We start from the raw sequence: 16,746 nt of genomic DNA, 5'->3' as shown, positions 1-16,746 counted from the left end.
ACCAGGGCGTCGGCCGGCGTCCCGGAATCCACGGGACGCCTCACGTGTTTCTGGGGTAGACGGCCCTCACACGGCCTGAAGGCGATCCTGCGCCCCAGGATCGCTACCATGGGGTCTCCGGAGCCTGACCGGGGGACCCGGATCGCGCACGAGGAGTCCTCTTGCCAGACGAGGCCCAGCACCTGACCGCCGCAAAGCCCGAGTCCGCCTCGGCCGCCGCGGCGAAGCCCGCGCCGAACGCACCGCACGCCAAGAACGACTCGCGCGGCACGGTCGAGCACGCCCAGTCGGCCCCGGTCGACAAGCCGGCCGAGCAGGCGCGTCCCAAGCCGGCCCCGCCCGAGCGCTCCACCCCCGCGGTCCGCCCGAACACCGGCCAGCCCGCCCGCTCCGGCTCCTCCAACCGCGTCCGGGCCCGCCTCGCCCGCCTCGGCGTCCAGCGCTCCAACCCGTACAACCCGGTCCTGGAGCCCCTGCTGCGCATAGTCCGCGGCAACGACCCCAAGATCGAGACGGCCACCCTCCGCCAGATCGAGAAGGCCTACCAGGTCGCCGAGCGCTGGCACCGCGGCCAGAAGCGCAAGAGCGGCGACCCGTACATCACGCACCCGCTGGCGGTCACCACCATCCTCGCCGAGCTGGGCATGGACCCGGCCACCCTCATGGCGGGGCTGCTGCACGACACCGTCGAGGACACCGAGTACGGCCTCGACCAGCTGCGCCGCGACTTCGGCGACTCCGTCGCCCTGCTCGTCGACGGCGTCACCAAGCTGGACAAGGTCAAGTTCGGCGAGGCCGCCCAGGCCGAGACCGTGCGCAAGATGGTCGTCGCCATGGCCAAGGACCCCCGCGTCCTGGTCATCAAGCTCGCCGACCGCCTCCACAACATGCGCACCATGCGCTACCTCAAGCGCGAGAAGCAGGAGAAGAAGGCGCGCGAGACCCTCGAGATCTACGCGCCGCTCGCCCACCGCCTGGGCATGAACACCATCAAGTGGGAGCTGGAGGACCTCGCCTTCGCGATCCTCTACCCCAAGATGTACGACGAGATCGTGCGGCTGGTGGCGGAGCGTGCCCCGAAGCGCGACGAGTACCTGGCCATAGTGACCGACGAGGTCCAGCAGGACCTGCGCGCGGCCCGTATCAAGGCGACCGTCACCGGCCGCCCGAAGCACTACTACAGCGTCTACCAGAAGATGATCGTCCGCGGCCGTGACTTCGCGGAGATCTACGACCTGGTGGGCATCCGTGTCCTCGTCGACACGGTCCGCGACTGCTACGCCGCCCTCGGCACCGTGCACGCGCGATGGAACCCGGTCCCCGGCCGGTTCAAGGACTACATCGCGATGCCGAAGTTCAACATGTACCAGTCGCTGCACACGACGGTCATCGGCCCCAACGGCAAGCCGGTCGAACTCCAGATCCGCACGTTCGACATGCACCGCCGCGCCGAGTACGGCATCGCCGCGCACTGGAAGTACAAGCAGGAGGCCGTCGCCGGTGCCTCCAAGATCCGTACCGACGCCCCGAAGACGTCCGGCAAGGGCAAGGACGACCACCTCAACGACATGGCGTGGCTGCGCCAGCTGCTGGACTGGCAGAAGGAGACCGAGGACCCGGGCGAGTTCCTGGAGTCCCTGCGCTTCGACCTGTCCCGCAACGAGGTCTTCGTCTTCACCCCCAAGGGCGACGTCATAGCGCTGCCGGCCGGTGCCACCCCCGTCGACTTCGCGTACGCCGTCCACACCGAGGTCGGCCACCGCACCATAGGAGCGCGGGTCAACGGCCGTCTCGTCCCGCTCGAGTCCACCCTGGACAACGGCGACCTCGTCGAGGTCTTCACCTCCAAGGCGGCCGGCGCGGGCCCGTCCCGCGACTGGCTGGGCTTCGTCAAATCGCCGCGCGCCCGGAACAAGATCCGGGCCTGGTTCTCCAAGGAGCGCCGCGACGAGGCCATCGAGCAGGGCAAGGACGCCATCGTCCGGGCCATGCGCAAGCAGAACCTGCCGATCCAGCGGATCCTCACCGGCGACTCGCTCGTCACGCTCGCCCACGAGATGCGCTACGCCGACATCTCCGCGCTGTACGCGGCGATCGGCGAGGGCCATGTCTCCGCGCAGAACATCGTGCAGAAGCTGGTCCAGGCGCTCGGCGGCGAGGAGGCGGCCACCGAGGAGATCGACGAGTCGGTCCCGCCGGCCCGCAGCCGCCGCAAGCGCCGCTCCAGCGCCGACCCGGGCGTCATCGTCAAGGGCGTCGAGGACGTGTGGGTCAAGCTGGCCCGCTGCTGTACGCCGGTGCCGGGCGACCCGATCATCGGGTTCGTCACCCGCGGCAGCGGGGTGTCGGTGCACCGCAGCGACTGCGTCAACGTCGACTCGCTGTCCCGTGAGCCCGAGCGGATCCTCGAGGTCGAGTGGGCACCCACCCAGTCCTCGGTCTTCCTGGTCGCCATCCAGGTCGAGGCCCTGGACCGCTCCCGACTGCTGTCGGACGTCACCCGCGTCCTGTCGGACCAGCACGTCAACATCCTGTCGGCGGCCGTCCAGACCTCCCGCGACCGGGTCGCCACCTCCCGCTTCACCTTCGAGATGGGCGACCCCAAGCACCTGGGCCACGTCCTGAAGGCCGTCAGGGGAGTGGAGGGCGTCTACGACGTCTACCGCGTGACCTCGGCGCGCAACCGGTCGTAGCGGCCGTCCAGGAACGACGAGAGGGGCTCCCGTACGCGATGTACGGGAGCCCCTCTCGTTCCGGCTCGGGCGGGGATCAGCCGCCGAACTCCTGGAGACCCTTCAGGGCCGTGTCCAGCAGCGCCTGGCGCCCCTCCAGCTCACGCTCCAGCTTGTCGGCCTTCGCGTTGTTGCCCTGGGCGCGGGCCTGCTCGATCTGGCCCTTCAGCTTGTCCACGGCGGCCTGCAGCTGACCGGTCAGCCCCTCGGCCCGCACGCGCGCCTCCGGGTTGGTCCGGCGCCACTCCGCCTCCTCGGCCTCCTGGATGGCCCGCTCCACGGCGTGCATCCGGCCCTCGACCTTCGGCCGGGCGTCGCGCGGCACATGGCCGATGGCCTCCCAGCGCTCGTTGATCGAGCGGAAGGCGGCGCGCGCCCCCTTCAGATCGCCGATGGGCAGCAGCTTCTCGGCCTCCCCGGCCAGCTCCTCCTTCAGCTTGAGGTTCTCCGCCTGCTCGGCGTCCCGCTCGGCGAACACCGAGCTGCGGGCGGCGAAGAAGACGTCCTGGGCGCCGCGGAAGCGGTTCCACAGATCGTCCTCGTGCTCACGCTGGGCACGGCCGGCGGCCTTCCACTCGGTCATCAGCTCGCGGTAGCGGGCGGCCGTCGGACCCCAGTCCGTCGAACCCGACAGCGCCTCGGCCTCGGCGACCAGCCGCTCCTTGGTCCGGCGGGCCTCCTCGCGCTGCGCGTCCAGCTGCGCGAAGTGCGCCTTGCGCCGCTTGGAGAAGGCCGACCGGGCGTGCGAGAAGCGGTGCCACAGCTCGTCGTCCGACTTGCGGTCCAGCCGCGGCAGGCTCTTCCACGTGTCCACCAGCGCCCGCAGCCGCTCACCGGCGGCCCGCCACTGGTCGGACTGCGCCAGCTCCTCCGCCTCGGCGACCAGCGCCTCCTTGCGGTGACGTGCCTCGTCGGACTGCTTGGCCCGCTGCTGCTTGCGCTCCTCGCGGCGCTTCTCGACCAGCTCGACGAGCTTGTCCAGCCGCACCCGCAGAGCGTCCAGATCACCGACCGCGTGGTGCGCGTCGACCTGCTCGCGGATGTGGTCGATCGCCGCCATCGCGTCCTTGGCGGACAGGTCGGTGGTCTTCACTCGCTTCTCGAGGAGGCCGATCTCGACAACCAGGCCCTCGTACTTGCGCTCGAAATAGGCCAGCGCCTCTTCGGGGGAGCCGGCCTGCCAGGAACCGACGACCTGCTCGCCGTCGGCCGTACGCACGTACACGGTCCCCGTCTCGTCGACGCGGCCCCACGGGTCGCTGCTCACAGCGCCTCCTCCACATGATGCCTGCGAGGGGCTGGTGTCCCCCCGGGCATCGTCCACAGTTTCGTCACGGCCAACATAGGCGACCGGCGGGTTGCCTGTCCGCATCCCGCGCGACCGAAATTACGCAGTTGGGGGTCAGGATTTGGTGACCGTCGCCTTGTCGATCACGACCGTCGCGTTCGGCGCCCCGTCACCCGCCCCGGTGCTCTCACCGGCGTCGGCGATCTTCTTCAGCACCTCCATCCCCGACTCGGAGACGGTACCGAACGGTGTGTAGCTGGGCGGCAGCTGACTGTCCTGGTAGACGAGGAAGAACTGGCTGCCGCCGGTGTGCTTCTGACCCGTGTTGGCCATCGCCACGGTGCCCGCGGGATACGTGTTGGCCTTGAGGCTCTTGTCCTTCAGATTCTCGTCCGGAATCGTGTAGCCGGGGCCGCCGGTGCCGGTGCCCGTCGGGTCGCCGCACTGCAGCACGTAGATGCCGTTGGTGGTGAGCCGGTGGCACTTGGAGTGGTCGAAGTAGCCCTTGCCGGCGAGGAAGTCGAACGAGTTGACGGTGTGCGGCGCGGCCGACGCCTTCAGCGCGATGTCGATGTCACCGCACGTCGTCGCGAGCTTCATCGTGTACTTCGCCGACTTGTCGACGGTGAGCTCCGGCTCCTTCTTCCAGGTCGCCGTCTTCACCTTGCCCTCGGCGGGCTTCTCGCACGGGTCCGGGGCCTTGCTCGGCGCGCTCGCGCTCGGCGTGACCTCCGCGCCCGCGTTCTGCTTGGTGTCGTCGTCGCCCTTGAGGACATCCGTCGTGTACAGCGCGACGCTGCCGATCACGACCACCGCGAGCACCGACGCGATCACCGAGTTGCGCACGCGTGCCTTGCGCCGGGCGTCCGTACGCCGCTGCTGCTGCCGCAAGAACTTCTCCCGGGCGAGCTGACGCCGCCGCTGTTCCTGGCTGACCACCGGGTTCTCTCCTCATGCGTCGTGTGTGTCGACCGGTACACAAGTGCTCAGTGAGTCGACCGTCTGCGTGTGACCCGTACCGTATATGGGTTCGCTGAGTGTTCGGCAGCGCCGGTAGGCTCTGACGACAGGCGACGCCCGCCGACAAACCACCCGTGTCGACACAAACGAAGGACGATCGTGCTCATTGCCGGGTTCCCCGCCGGGGCCTGGGGGACGAACTGTTATCTCGTCGCCCCCGCCGCCGGTGAGGAGTGCGTGATCATCGACCCGGGCCACGAAGCGGCCCCCGGAGTCGAGGAAGCGCTGAAGAAGCATCGGCTCAAGCCCGTCGCCGTCGTCCTCACCCACGGCCACCTCGATCATGTGGCCTCGGTCGTCCCGGTGTGCGGCGCACACGGCGTACCGGCCTGGATCCACCCCGAGGACCGGTACATGATGAGCGACCCCGAGAAGGCGCTCGGCCGGTCCATCGGCGCGCAGTTGATGGGCGAGCTGACCGTCGGGGAACCGGACGACGTCAAGGAGCTGACCGACGGTGCGACGCTCGGGCTGGCGGGGATGGAGCTCACCGTCGCCCACGCGCCGGGCCATACCAAGGGGTCGGTGACCTTCGGCCTGCCCGAGACGGCGGGCATCCCGCCGATCCTGTTCTCGGGCGACCTGCTGTTCGCCGGCTCCATCGGACGCACCGACCTGCCCGGCGGTGACATGGCCGAGATCCTCGACTCGCTGGCCCGTGTGTGCCTGCCGCTCGACGACTCGACCGTGGTGCTGTCCGGCCACGGCCCCCAGACGACCATCGGCCAGGAGCGCGCCACCAACCCGTATCTGCGGCAAGTGGCCGCAGGCCGCCAGGGAAACAGCGCCTCAGCCGCTCCCCGACGAGGAATGTGACAAGACTTCCGTGAGCACCTTCAAGGCCCCCAAGGGCACGTACGACCTGCTGCCGCCCGACTCCGCCAAGTACCTCGCGGTGCGCGAGGCGATCGCCGCGCCCCTGCGGAACTCCGGCTACGGCTACGTCGAGACGCCCGGCTTCGAGAACGTCGAGTTGTTCGCACGCGGCGTCGGCGAGTCCACCGACATCGTGACCAAGGAGATGTACGCCTTCGAGACCAAGGGCGGCGACAAGCTCGCCCTGCGTCCGGAGGGCACGGCCTCGGTGCTGCGCGCAGCCCTGGAGGCCAACCTGCACAAGGCGGGCAACCTCCCGGTCAAGCTCTGGTACTCGGGCTCGTACTACCGCTACGAGCGCCCCCAGAAGGGCCGTTACAGGCACTTCTCCCAGGTCGGCGCCGAGGCGATCGGCGCCGAGGACCCGGCGCTCGACGCCGAGCTGATCATCCTGGCCGATCAGGCGTACCGCTCGCTGGGCCTGAGGGACTTCCGCATCCTGCTGAACTCCCTGGGCGACAAGGAGTGCCGCCCGGTCTACCGCGCCGCCCTCCAGGACTTCCTGCGCGGCCTGGACCTCGACGAGGACACCCTGCGCCGCGCCGAGATCAACCCGCTGCGCGTCCTCGACGACAAGCGCGAGTCCGTCCAGAAGCAGCTCGGCGGCGCCCCGCTGCTGCGCGACTACCTGTGCGACGCGTGCAAGGCGTACCACGAGGAGGTCCGCGAGCTGATCACGGCCGCGGGCGTCGTCTTCGAGGACGACCCCAAGCTGGTGCGCGGCCTGGACTACTACACGCGGACGACCTTCGAGTTCGTCCACGACGGTCTGGGCTCGCAGTCCGCGGTGGGCGGCGGCGGCCGCTACGACGGCCTGTCCGAGATGATCGGCGGCCCCGCGCTGCCGTCCGTCGGCTGGGCCCTCGGCGTCGACCGCACGGTCCTCGCGCTGGAGGCCGAGGGCGTGGAGCTCGAACTGCCCTCCACCACCAGCGTGTTCGCGGTGCCGCTCGGCGAGGAGGCCCGCCGGGTGCTGTTCAACAAGGTCACCGAGCTGCGCAAGCTCGGCATCGCGACGGACTTCTCCTACGGCGCCAAGGGCCTCAAGGGCGCCATGAAGAACGCCAACCGCAGCGGCGCCCGCTACACGATCGTCGCCGGCGAGCGCGACCTCGCCGAGGGCGTCGTCCAGCTCAAGGACATGGAGTCCGGCGAGCAGACGGCGGTCGGCGTCAACGAGATCGTCGCGGAGCTGGAATCCCGTCTGGGCTGATTCCGCGAGGAATGCGGGACAGAGGGGGACCCCGTCGGGTCCCCCTCTTTTCGCTGTTCGCGGGGTGTCCGAAACCCTACGCGCGCCTTCGCGCGGGCGTACTTCCTTATGCGCAGCGAACGGTGGGGACGTGCGCCGGTGCGGCAGAATGTGCCCTGTCCGGGGAAACTCAAAGTCTCAAGTGACGGAATCGGCGTGATGAGCAAGACGACAGTCAAAGACGTCTCCACCGAGCCCGAGTCGGAGCCCGCACCGTCCGCCACGCGGTCGGTCGGCGGCAGCCGGGCGCTCGCCCTGCTGCTGGTGATCACCGGCGCCGCGGGCCTGCTGGCCGCCTGGGTCATCACGATCGACAAGTTCAAGCTGCTCGAGGCCAAGGTCGAGGGGAAGACCTTCACCCCCGGGTGCAGCCTGAACCCCGTCGTCTCCTGCGGCAGCGTCATGGAGTCCAAGCAGGCCGCCGTCTTCGGCTTCCCCAACCCGATGCTCGGCCTCGTCGCCTACGGCATCGTGATCTGCGTCGGCATGAGCCTGCTCGGCCGCGCCCGCTTCCCGCGCTGGTACTGGCTCACCCTCAACGCCGGCACCCTCTTCGGCGTCGTCTTCTGCGCCTGGCTGATGTACCAGTCGCTGTACAACATCAACGCGCTGTGCCTTTGGTGCTCGCTGGCCTGGGTCGCGACGATCGTCATGTTCTGGTACGTGACCTCGTTCAACGTCCGCAACGGCCTGCTGCCCGCCCCGAACTGGCTGAAGGGCTTCTTCGGCGAGTTCACCTGGGTCCTGCCCGTACTGCACATCGGCGTCATCGGCATGCTGGTCCTGACCCGCTGGTGGGACTTCTGGACCAGCTGACCTCGCGGGCCGCGTTGTCAGTGCGGTGATTTAGGGTTTCCAGAGTGGAGCCCGACCTGTTCACCGCAGCCGCAGAGGAACGCCAGGAGAAAGACCCCGCGGGGAGTCCCCTGGCGGTACGGATGCGCCCGCGCACCCTCGACGAGGTGGTGGGCCAGCGGCATCTGCTGAAGCCGGGCTCACCCCTGCGCCGCCTGGTCGGCGAGGGCGCCAAGGGCCCCGCCGGCCCCTCCTCGGTGATCCTCTGGGGCCCGCCCGGCACCGGCAAGACCACCCTGGCCTACGTCGTCTCCAAGGCCACCAACAAACGCTTCGTGGAGCTCTCCGCCATCACCGCCGGGGTGAAGGAGGTCCGCGCGGTCATCGACGGCGCCCGCCGCGCCACCGGCGGCTACGGCCAGGAGACCGTCCTCTTCCTCGACGAGATCCACCGCTTCAGCAAGGCCCAGCAGGACTCCCTCCTGCCCGCCGTGGAGAACCGCTGGGTCACCCTGATCGCCGCCACCACCGAGAACCCCTACTTCTCGGTCATCTCCCCGCTGCTCTCCCGCTCCCTGCTGCTCACCCTCGAACCGCTCACCGACGACGACATCCGGGACCTCCTGCGCCGCGCGCTGAGCGACGAGCGCGGCCTCAGGGACGCCGTCGCCCTCCCCGAGGACACCGAGGACCACCTGCTGCGCATCGCCGGGGGCGACGCCCGCCGCGCCCTGACCGCGCTGGAGGCCGCCGCCGGGGCCGCCCTCGACCAGGACGAGAGCGAGATCAGCCTGGCGACGCTGGAGCAGACCGTCGACCGGGCTGCCGTGAAGTACGACCGCGACGGCGACCAGCACTACGACGTGGCCAGCGCCCTGATCAAGTCGATCCGCGGCTCCGACGTGGACGCCGCCCTGCACTACCTGGCCCGGATGATCGAGGCCGGCGAGGACCCCCGCTTCATCGCCCGGCGCCTGATGATCTCCGCCAGCGAGGACATCGGGCTCGCCGACCCGCACGCCCTGCCGACCGCGGTCGCCGCCGCCCAGGCCGTCGCCATGATCGGCTTCCCGGAGGCCGCCCTCACCCTCAGCCACGCCACGATCGCCCTCGCGCTCGCCCCGAAGTCCAACGCCGCGACGACCGCGATCGGCGCCGCCCTGGACGACGTACGCAAGGGCATGGCCGGACCCGTGCCGCCCCATCTGCGCGACGGCCACTACAAGGGCGCCGCCAAGCTCGGGCACGCGCAGGGGTACGTGTACCCGCACGACCTGGCCGAGGGCATCGCCGAGCAGCAGTACGCGCCCGACGCCCTCAAGGACCGCGAGTACTACACCCCGACCCGGCACGGCAGCGAGGCCCGCTACGCCGACGCCGTGGAGTGGACCAGGAAGCACCTCGGTCGCAAGCGGTCCTGAGCACCCTGTAAACTGCTCCGAAGTGCTGTGTCCCGTGCAGTCAGAACGGGACGGTCAGCCGGAACCCCCAGTGGGTTCCAGGAGCGTCGCGCACCGTTCGAATGGTGTCGCGGGCAGCCCACCACCCTCCGTCCCCGGACGGAACCGGTCGGTGGGCCACTCGCGTGCTGCACGTATGTGCCCAGACCAGGGAGCGGCTGCCCACCCCGTCCGCGAGGACGAGGAGGGTTTCCCCGGCTGCGGATTGCGACCTCCCTCAACCCTGACGAGCCGAACATCCAGAAATGAGAGATCGTGGCGAACCAGTCCCGCCCCAAGGTCAAGAAGTCGCGTGCCCTCGGCATCGCGCTGACCCCGAAGGCCGTCAAGTACTTCGAGGCCCGTCCCTACCCGCCGGGTGAGCACGGCCGCGGCCGCAAGCAGAACTCGGACTACAAGGTCCGTCTGCTGGAGAAGCAGCGTCTGCGCGCGCAGTACGACGTGTCCGAGCGCCAGCTCGTCCGCGCCTACGAGCGTGCCTCCAAGGTTCAGGGCAAGACCGGTGAGGCCCTGATCATCGAGCTCGAGCGCCGCCTCGACGCCCTGGTCCTGCGTTCGGGCATCGCCCGCACCATCTACCAGGCCCGTCAGATGGTCGTGCACGGCCACATCGAGGTCAACGGTCAGAAGGTCGACAAGCCGTCCTTCCGCGTCAAGCCCGACGACGTCGTGATGGTCCGCGAGCGCAGCCGCGAGAAGACGCTCTTCTCGATCGCCCGCGAGGGTGGCTTCGCCCCCGAGGGTGAGACCCCGCGCTACCTCCAGGTGAACCTCAAGGCCCTGGCGTTCCGCCTGGACCGCGAGCCGAACCGCAAGGAGATCCCGGTGATCTGCGACGAGCAGCTCGTCGTCGAGTACTACGCCCGCTGATCCTTCGGCAGCCGTAGCACCCCAGCGCACCGGAGCCCGTCGTCTCCCCACCTTCCCGGTGGGGCGGCGGCGGGCTTTCGCGTCCGCGGCGACGCGGCCGTGCGCGGAGGGTAATCCGGTACGGCGGCGCATCGACGGCGCGATAGGCTCGGTGCACGACTTTTTCGATGCAGACCGATGCGAACGCACATATCAGGGAGCGGGTGCACACAGTGTCCGGTGGAGAGGTTGCCGGGATTCTGGTGGCGGTCTTCTGGGCGATCCTGGTCTCCTTCCTCGCCGTGGCGCTGGCGAGGCTGGCCCAGACGCTGAAGGCGACCACCAAGCTGGTTGCGGACGTGACCGACCAGGCCGTGCCGCTTCTCGCAGACGCCTCCTCGGCGGTGCGCTCCGCGCAGACCCAGATCGACCGGGTCGACGCGATCGCCTCCGACGTCCAGGAGGTCACGTCGAACGCCTCCGCGCTGTCGACCACCGTCGCCTCCACCTTCGGCGGCCCCCTGGTCAAGGTCGCGGCCTTCGGCTACGGCGTGCGCCGGGCCCTCGGCCGCAAGGACGGCGAGCCGGCCAAGGCATCCGGCTCCAGGCGCACCGTGATCGTCGGCCGTACCGTGCCGGCCGCGCGGCGGGAGAAGCGAAACCGCGGGAAGAGGGACTGAGACCCAGCATGTTCCGCCGTACGTTCTGGTTCGGCACGGGCGTCGCCGCCGGTGTCTGGGCCACCACCAAGGTCAACCGGAAGCTGAAGCAGCTGACCCCCGAGAGCCTCGCCGCGACCGCGGCGAACAAGGCCCTCGACGCCGGTCACCGCATCAAGGACCGCGCCGTCGGCTTCGCCCTCGACGTCCGGGACAACATGGCCCGGCGGGAGGCCGAGCTCCATGAGGCCCTGGGCATCGACGAGCGCCCCGAACTTCCCGCTTCCCGGCGGTACTCCGCCATCGAGAACCACAAGCAGCCGAAGTCGTACGTCATCGACAGCACGACGTACACGAACAACCGGAATGAGGACCACTGATGGAGTCGGCCGAGATTCGCCGCCGCTGGCTGAGCTTCTTCGAGGAGCGCGGGCACACCGTCGTCCCTTCGGCGTCGCTCATCGCGGACGACCCGACTCTGCTCCTCGTCCCGGCCGGCATGGTGCCCTTCAAGCCCTACTTCCTGGGTGAGGTCAAGCCGCCCTTCTCGCGCGCCACCAGCGTGCAGAAGTGCGTGCGCACGCCCGACATCGAAGAGGTCGGCAAGACCACCCGCCACGGCACGTTCTTCCAGATGTGCGGCAACTTCTCCTTCGGCGACTACTTCAAGGAAGGCGCCATCGCCTACGCCTGGGAGCTGCTCACCAGCCCCCAGGACAAGGGTGGTTACGGCCTGGAGCCGGAGAAGCTCTGGATCACCGTCTACAAGGACGACGACGAGGCCGAGCGCATCTGGCACGAGGTCATCGGCGTGCCGAAGGAGCGCATCCAGCGCCTCGGCATGAAGGACAACTTCTGGTCCATGGGGGTCCCCGGCCCCTGCGGCCCGTGTTCCGAGATCAACTACGACCGCGGCCCCGAGTTCGGCGTCGAGGGCGGCCCCGCCGTCAACGACGAGCGGTACGTGGAGATCTGGAACCTCGTCTTCATGCAGTACGTGCGCGGCGAGGGCATCGGCAAGGACAACTTCGAGATCCTCGGCGAGCTCCCCAGCAAGAACATCGACACCGGCCTGGGCCTCGAGCGTCTCGCCATGATTCTGCAGGGCGTGCAGAACATGTACGAGATCGACACCTCCATGGCCGTCATCGACAAGGCCACCGAGCTGACCGGCGTCCGCTATGGCGACGCCCACGACTCGGACGTCTCCCTGCGCGTGGTCACCGACCACATGCGCACCTCGGTGATGCTGATCGGCGACGGTGTCACCCCCGGCAACGAGGGCCGCGGCTATGTGCTGCGCCGCATCATGCGCCGCGCCATCCGCAACATGCGCCTGCTCGGTGCCACCGGTCCGGTCGTGAAGGACCTGGTCGACACCGTGATCGAGATGATGGGCCAGCAGTACCCCGAGCTCATCACCGACCGCGAGCGCATCGAGAAGGTCGCCCTCGCCGAGGAGAACGCCTTCCTCAAGACGCTGAAGGCCGGCACCAACATCCTCGACACGGCCGTGAGCGACACCAAGGCGGCGGGCGGCAGCGTCCTGCCCGGTGACAAGGCCTTCCTGCTCCACGACACCTGGGGCTTCCCGATCGACCTCACCCTGGAGATGGCCGCCGAGCAGGGGCTGTCCGTGGACGAGGAGGGCTTCCGGCGCCTGATGAAGGAGCAGCGGGAGCGCGCCAAGGCCGACGCCCAGGCCAAGAAGACCGGGCACGCCGGAGCCGGTGCCTACCGTGAGATCGCCGACCAGGCCGGTGCCACCGACTTCATCGGCTACACCGACACCGAGAGCGAGTCCACGATCGTCGGCATCCTCGTCGACGGCGCCTCCTCCCCGGCCGCCACCGAGGGCGACGAGGTCGAGATCGTCCTCGACCGCACCCCGTTCTACGCCGAGGGCGGCGGCCAGATCGGTGACACCGGCAAGATCAAGGTCGACACCGGTGCCGTGATCGAGGTCCGCGACTGCCAGAAGCCGGTCCCGGGTGTCTATGTGCACAAGGGCGTCGTCCAGGTCGGCGAGGTGACCGTCGGCGCCAAGGCCCACGCCTCGATCGACTCCCGCCGCCGCAAGGCCATCGCCCGCGCCCACTCGGCCACGCACCTGACCCACCAGGCCCTGCGCGACGCCCTCGGCCCGACGGCCGCCCAGGCCGGCTCCGAGAACCAGCCGGGCCGCTTCCGCTTCGACTTCGGCTCGCCGTCCGCCGTCCCGACGGCCGTGATGACCGACGTCGAGCAGAAGATCAACGAGGTACTCGCCCGCGACCTCGACGTGCGCGCCGACATCATGGGCATCGACGAGGCCAAGAAGCAGGGCGCCATCGCCGAGTTCGGCGAGAAGTACGGCGAGCGGGTCCGCGTCGTGACCATCGGCGACTTCTCCAAGGAGCTGTGCGGCGGCACGCACGTCCACAACACCGCCCAGCTCGGCCTGGTCAAGCTGCTCGGCGAGTCGTCCATCGGCTCCGGCGTCCGCCGGATCGAGGCCCTCGTCGGCGTCGACGCCTACAACTTCCTCGCCCGCGAGCACACGGTCGTCGCTCAGCTCCAGGAGCTGATCAAGGGCCGCCCGGAGGAGCTTCCGGAGAAGGTCTCCGCCATGCTCGGCAAGCTGAAGGACGCCGAGAAGGAGATCGAGAAGTTCCGCGCCGAGAAGGTGCTCCAGGCCGCCGCCGGGCTCGCCGAGTCCGCGAAGGACATCCGCGGCGTCGCGGTGGTCACCGGCCAGGTCCCGGACGGCACCACGCCCGACGACCTGCGCAAGCTCGTCCTCGACGTGCGTGGCCGCATCCAGGGCGGACGCGCCGCCGTGGTCGCCCTGTTCACCGTGACCAACGGCAAGCCGCTGACGGTCATCGCCACCAACGACGCCGCCCGCGAGCGCGGCCTCAAGGCCGGTGAGCTGGTCCGTACGGCCGCCAAGACCCTCGGCGGCGGCGGTGGCGGCAAGCCGGACGTCGCCCAGGGCGGCGGCCAGAACCCGGCCGCGGTCGGCGAGGCCGTGGACGCGGTCGAGCGGCTCGTGGCGGACACGGCCAAGTGAGCTCCGACACACAGGCGAGCGGCGACGGCCGGGGCATGCGCCGCGGCCGGCGCCTCGCCGTCGACGTGGGCGACGCCCGGATCGGCGTCGCCTCCTGCGACCCGGACGGGATCCTCGCCACCCCGGTGGAGACGGTCCCGGGCCGGGACGTCCCGGCGGCCCAGCGGCGCCTTCGGCAGCTCGTCGAGGAGTACGAGCCGATCGAGGTCGTCGTCGGTCTGCCCCGCTCCCTCAAGGGCGGCGAGGGCCCGGCCGCGGTCAAGGTCCGGGGCTTCGCCCAGGAACTCGCCCGCATGATCGCGCCCGTTCCGGTCAGACTCGTCGATGAGCGGATGACGACCGTGACGGCCAGTCAGGGGCTGCGCGCCTCCGGCGTGAAGTCCAAGAAGGGCCGTTCGGTCATCGACCAGGCGGCGGCGGTGATCATCCTGCAGCAGGCCCTCGAATCCGAACGGGTGTCAGGCAAAGCACCCGGCGAGGGCGTCGAAGTGGTTATCTGATCGCGATACGGTAACGTTCCGCGCGATACGGCAGCGGTCGAACAGCCGCCGTACTTACGGAGACCGGACGGCAACTGAGCCCGATCGCTCAGGGACCGACCGTCTCGCGGTTCCAGGGAACCGGTCACCCGCCCCCGGCCTGCAGGCCGGGACCCGCCGCCGACGGCGGAAGCGGTGCGACCGGCCCCGGTCACCGCGTGGAGGAGGTGCGATCGGTGACCACGCTTCAGGTGCGTGGACGGACCCACACGGGCCTGGCCGGGCAGGCCGGCCCGCGGCCCGTGCGTGGCCCGCTGCCGGTCGGACCACGAGTTCTAGGGGCGCACATCCACCAGGCAATGCTGCGGCGAGCGGTGTCCGGACATACGGACACTCCTGTCATGAACAGTGCTAGCCCTGACGTCGTCGGGCGACACCACGGGGCCCACCTGCCGCGACGGGCCGACGGCTTCGGCCGCTTCACCCGAGAGGAGGAAGACACGCACGGCCTCGCACCCCACGGCGAACTCCGGCGTGTCGACCGCTCCGATGACTGAATACGGCCGGGGCGACGGCTCCGATCGCTGGCAGGACGACCCGTATCTCGGTGACGGCGGGTGGAACGCCCAGCAGGCTCAGCACGGCGACCAGCAGGGCTACGGCGACGGACAGCAGCAGTACGCCGACCCGCAGCAGCAGTACGACCAGCAGCGCTACGCCGAGCAGCAGTACTACGCCCAGCAGGCGCAGCAGCAGTACAACGAGTGGAACGACGGGCAGCAGACCAGGTACGGCCGGCAGCAGTACCCGCAGCAGTACGCGGACCAGCAGCAGGGGTACGGCCAGCAGCAGGGCCAGGGACAGCAGCAAGGGCACGGTCAGCAGCAGTCGTACGAGGGCGGCTGGGCCACGGGCGGCCACCAGCAGGTCCCGTACGGCCATCCGCAGGACCCGTACGCGCAGCAGCAGGCCGCCTACGGGGGCGGGCAGCAGGACTACTACGGCACGCAGGACGCCTATCCGCCGCCGGAGCCGCCCACCCGGCGCGCCCCCGGGCGCGAGCCCGAGCCCGAGCCGGACACCGGCTGGGACCCTGGCCCCGACCAGGGCGAACACGCCTTCTTCGCGGGAGGCGGCGACGACGATGACGACGACGGGGACGGCCGTGGCGACCGGTCGGGGCGCGGCGGCAAGAAACCGAAGAAACGTCGCGGCGGACCGGCCTGCCTGGTCCTGACCCTGATCTTCGCGGGCGTGGCCGGCGGGGTCGTCTACTTCGGCTACCAGTTCTACCAGGACCGTTTCGGCCCGGCGCCGGACTACGCGGGCGACGGCAACGGCCAGCAGGTCACCGTCGTCATCCCCAAGGGCGCGGGCGGGTACGTCATCGGGCAGAAGCTCAAGGCGGCCGGTGTCATCCAGAGCGTGGACGCGTTCGTGTCGGCGCAGAATGACAACGCGGACGGCAAGTCCATCCAGGACGGCGTCTACACGATGCAGAAGCAGATGTCGGCGGCCAGCGCCGTCGAGCTGATGCTCAGCCCCAAGAGCCGGTCCAACCTGATCATCGCCGAGGGCTCGCGGAACGTCGCCGTCTACGCGCTGATCGACAAGCGCCTCGGGGTCGCGGACGGCACCACGGCCAAGGTCGCGAAGACGCAGTACAAGAAGCTCGGCCTGCCCGACTGGGCGCTGGACCGGCCCAATGTGAAGGACCCGCTGGAAGGGTTCCTCTACCCGTCCAGCTACGCGGCCAGCAAGGGCCAGAAGCCGGCGACCGTGCTCAAGGAGATGGTCGAGCGGGCCACGGAGAAGTACGAGGAGATGGGGCTGGAGAAGAAGGCCGCCGGCCTCGGCCTCGACAACCCCTGGGAGGTGCTCACCGTGGCCAGCCTGGTCCAGGCCGAGGGCACCAGCCACGACGACTTCCGCAAGATGGCCGAGGTCGTCTACAACCGCCTCAAGCCCGGGAACCCGGAGACCTACGGCTCCCTGGAGTTCGACTCCACGTACAACTACATCAAGAACCAGAGCAAGATCGACCTGAGCATCGCCGAGCTGCGGCGGTACGACAATCCGTACAACACGTACTTCGTCAAGGGTCTGCCGCCCGGCCCCATCGACAACCCGGGTGAGGACGCGCTCAAGGGAGCGCTGAACCCGACGAAGGACGGCTGGTACTACTTCATCTCGCTGGACGGCAAGACCAGCAAGTTCACCAAGACGCTGAAGGACCACGAGAAGCTGGTCGAGCAGTTCAACGCGTCGAGGAAGAAGAGCTAGG

13 protein-coding genes are annotated in these 16,746 nt (G+C 69.6%); 11 read left to right on the top strand and 2 right to left on the bottom strand.

The features are described from left to right. Positions 1-161: 161 nt before the first annotated feature. Entirely contained in the window at positions 162-2,693 is a 2,532-nt protein-coding gene (relA, locus tag KBY32_RS27355; RefSeq protein WP_055623789.1) for a GTP pyrophosphokinase, read from the top strand. A gap of 76 nt (positions 2,694-2,769) precedes the next feature. Here the strand turns inward: relA and KBY32_RS27350 are convergent, their stop codons facing one another. Both KBY32_RS27350 and KBY32_RS27345 read right to left on the bottom strand, forming a co-directional pair. After that, a complete protein-coding gene (locus KBY32_RS27350) occupies positions 2,770-3,999 on the bottom strand; it encodes a DUF349 domain-containing protein (RefSeq protein WP_055623788.1) in 1,230 nt (409 codons plus the stop codon). A gap of 135 nt (positions 4,000-4,134) precedes the next feature. Further along, complete coding sequence (locus KBY32_RS27345; RefSeq protein ID WP_210981998.1) at positions 4,135-4,959, bottom strand: peptidylprolyl isomerase; 825 nt, start codon at positions 4,957-4,959, stop codon at positions 4,135-4,137. Between the two features lie 180 nt (positions 4,960-5,139). Between KBY32_RS27345 and KBY32_RS27340 the strand changes: the two genes are divergently transcribed. From KBY32_RS27340 to mltG, 10 genes are all read left to right on the top strand, one after another. Beyond that, positions 5,140-5,856, top strand: a complete 717-nt coding sequence (locus KBY32_RS27340) for an MBL fold metallo-hydrolase (protein WP_210981997.1) — start codon at positions 5,140-5,142, stop codon at positions 5,854-5,856. A gap of 10 nt (positions 5,857-5,866) precedes the next feature. After that, positions 5,867-7,129: a histidine--tRNA ligase gene (gene hisS, locus KBY32_RS27335; RefSeq protein ID WP_210981996.1), complete on the top strand. Its 1,263-nt coding sequence runs from the start codon at positions 5,867-5,869 to the stop codon at positions 7,127-7,129. A 198-nt stretch (positions 7,130-7,327) separates the two neighbouring features. Continuing rightward, positions 7,328-7,984, top strand: coding sequence for a vitamin K epoxide reductase family protein (locus KBY32_RS27330; RefSeq protein WP_210981995.1), 657 nt, complete (start codon positions 7,328-7,330; stop codon positions 7,982-7,984). A gap of 44 nt (positions 7,985-8,028) precedes the next feature. Continuing rightward, positions 8,029-9,384: a replication-associated recombination protein A gene (locus KBY32_RS27325; RefSeq protein ID WP_115506418.1), complete on the top strand. Its 1,356-nt coding sequence runs from the start codon at positions 8,029-8,031 to the stop codon at positions 9,382-9,384. Positions 9,385-9,678: 294 nt separating this feature from the next. Continuing rightward, the gene (gene rpsD / locus KBY32_RS27320) at positions 9,679-10,293 is read left to right on the top strand and encodes a 30S ribosomal protein S4 (protein ID WP_062674288.1); all 615 of its coding nucleotides are present in this window, start codon (positions 9,679-9,681) and stop codon (positions 10,291-10,293) included. A 203-nt stretch (positions 10,294-10,496) separates the two neighbouring features. After that, positions 10,497-10,952, top strand: coding sequence for a DUF948 domain-containing protein (locus tag KBY32_RS27315; RefSeq protein ID WP_107096827.1), 456 nt, complete (start codon positions 10,497-10,499; stop codon positions 10,950-10,952). Positions 10,953-10,960: 8 nt separating this feature from the next. Next, on the top strand, positions 10,961-11,311 hold the full coding sequence (locus KBY32_RS27310; RefSeq protein WP_055623780.1) for a hypothetical protein: 351 nt from the start codon (positions 10,961-10,963) through the stop codon (positions 11,309-11,311). Further along, positions 11,311-13,983, top strand: a complete 2,673-nt coding sequence (alaS, locus tag KBY32_RS27305; RefSeq protein WP_210981994.1) for an alanine--tRNA ligase — start codon at positions 11,311-11,313, stop codon at positions 13,981-13,983. The genes KBY32_RS27310 and alaS overlap by 1 nt, the downstream gene beginning before the upstream one ends. A gap of 35 nt (positions 13,984-14,018) precedes the next feature. Beyond that, a complete protein-coding gene (ruvX, locus tag KBY32_RS27300) occupies positions 14,019-14,483 on the top strand; it encodes a Holliday junction resolvase RuvX (RefSeq protein WP_055623832.1) in 465 nt (154 codons plus the stop codon). A gap of 528 nt (positions 14,484-15,011) precedes the next feature. Next, entirely contained in the window at positions 15,012-16,745 is a 1,734-nt protein-coding gene (gene mltG / locus KBY32_RS27295) for an endolytic transglycosylase MltG (protein WP_210981993.1), read from the top strand. Position 16,746 lies beyond the last annotated feature (1 nt).

It is taken from the genome of Streptomyces sp. RK62, from assembly GCF_018070255.1.
Lineage (GTDB): Bacteria > Actinomycetota > Actinomycetes > Streptomycetales > Streptomycetaceae > Streptomyces > Streptomyces nigra.
Note: the sequence above shows the minus strand (reverse complement) of the source record. Positions and strands in the feature narration are given on the sequence as shown.

Excerpts from the sequence above, each read along its gene's own strand:
- KBY32_RS27330 (WP_210981995.1), top strand. The coding sequence starts at position 7,328 with ATGAGCAAGACGACAGTCAAAGACGTCTCCACCGAGCCCGAGTCGGAG.
- KBY32_RS27310 (WP_055623780.1), top strand. The coding sequence starts at position 10,961 with ATGTTCCGCCGTACGTTCTGGTTCGGCACGGGCGTCGCCGCCGGTGTC.
- alaS (WP_210981994.1), top strand. The coding sequence starts at position 11,311 with ATGGAGTCGGCCGAGATTCGCCGCCGCTGGCTGAGCTTCTTCGAGGAG.
- ruvX (WP_055623832.1), top strand. The coding sequence starts at position 14,019 with ATGCGCCGCGGCCGGCGCCTCGCCGTCGACGTGGGCGACGCCCGGATC.
- mltG (WP_210981993.1), top strand. The coding sequence starts at position 15,012 with ATGACTGAATACGGCCGGGGCGACGGCTCCGATCGCTGGCAGGACGAC.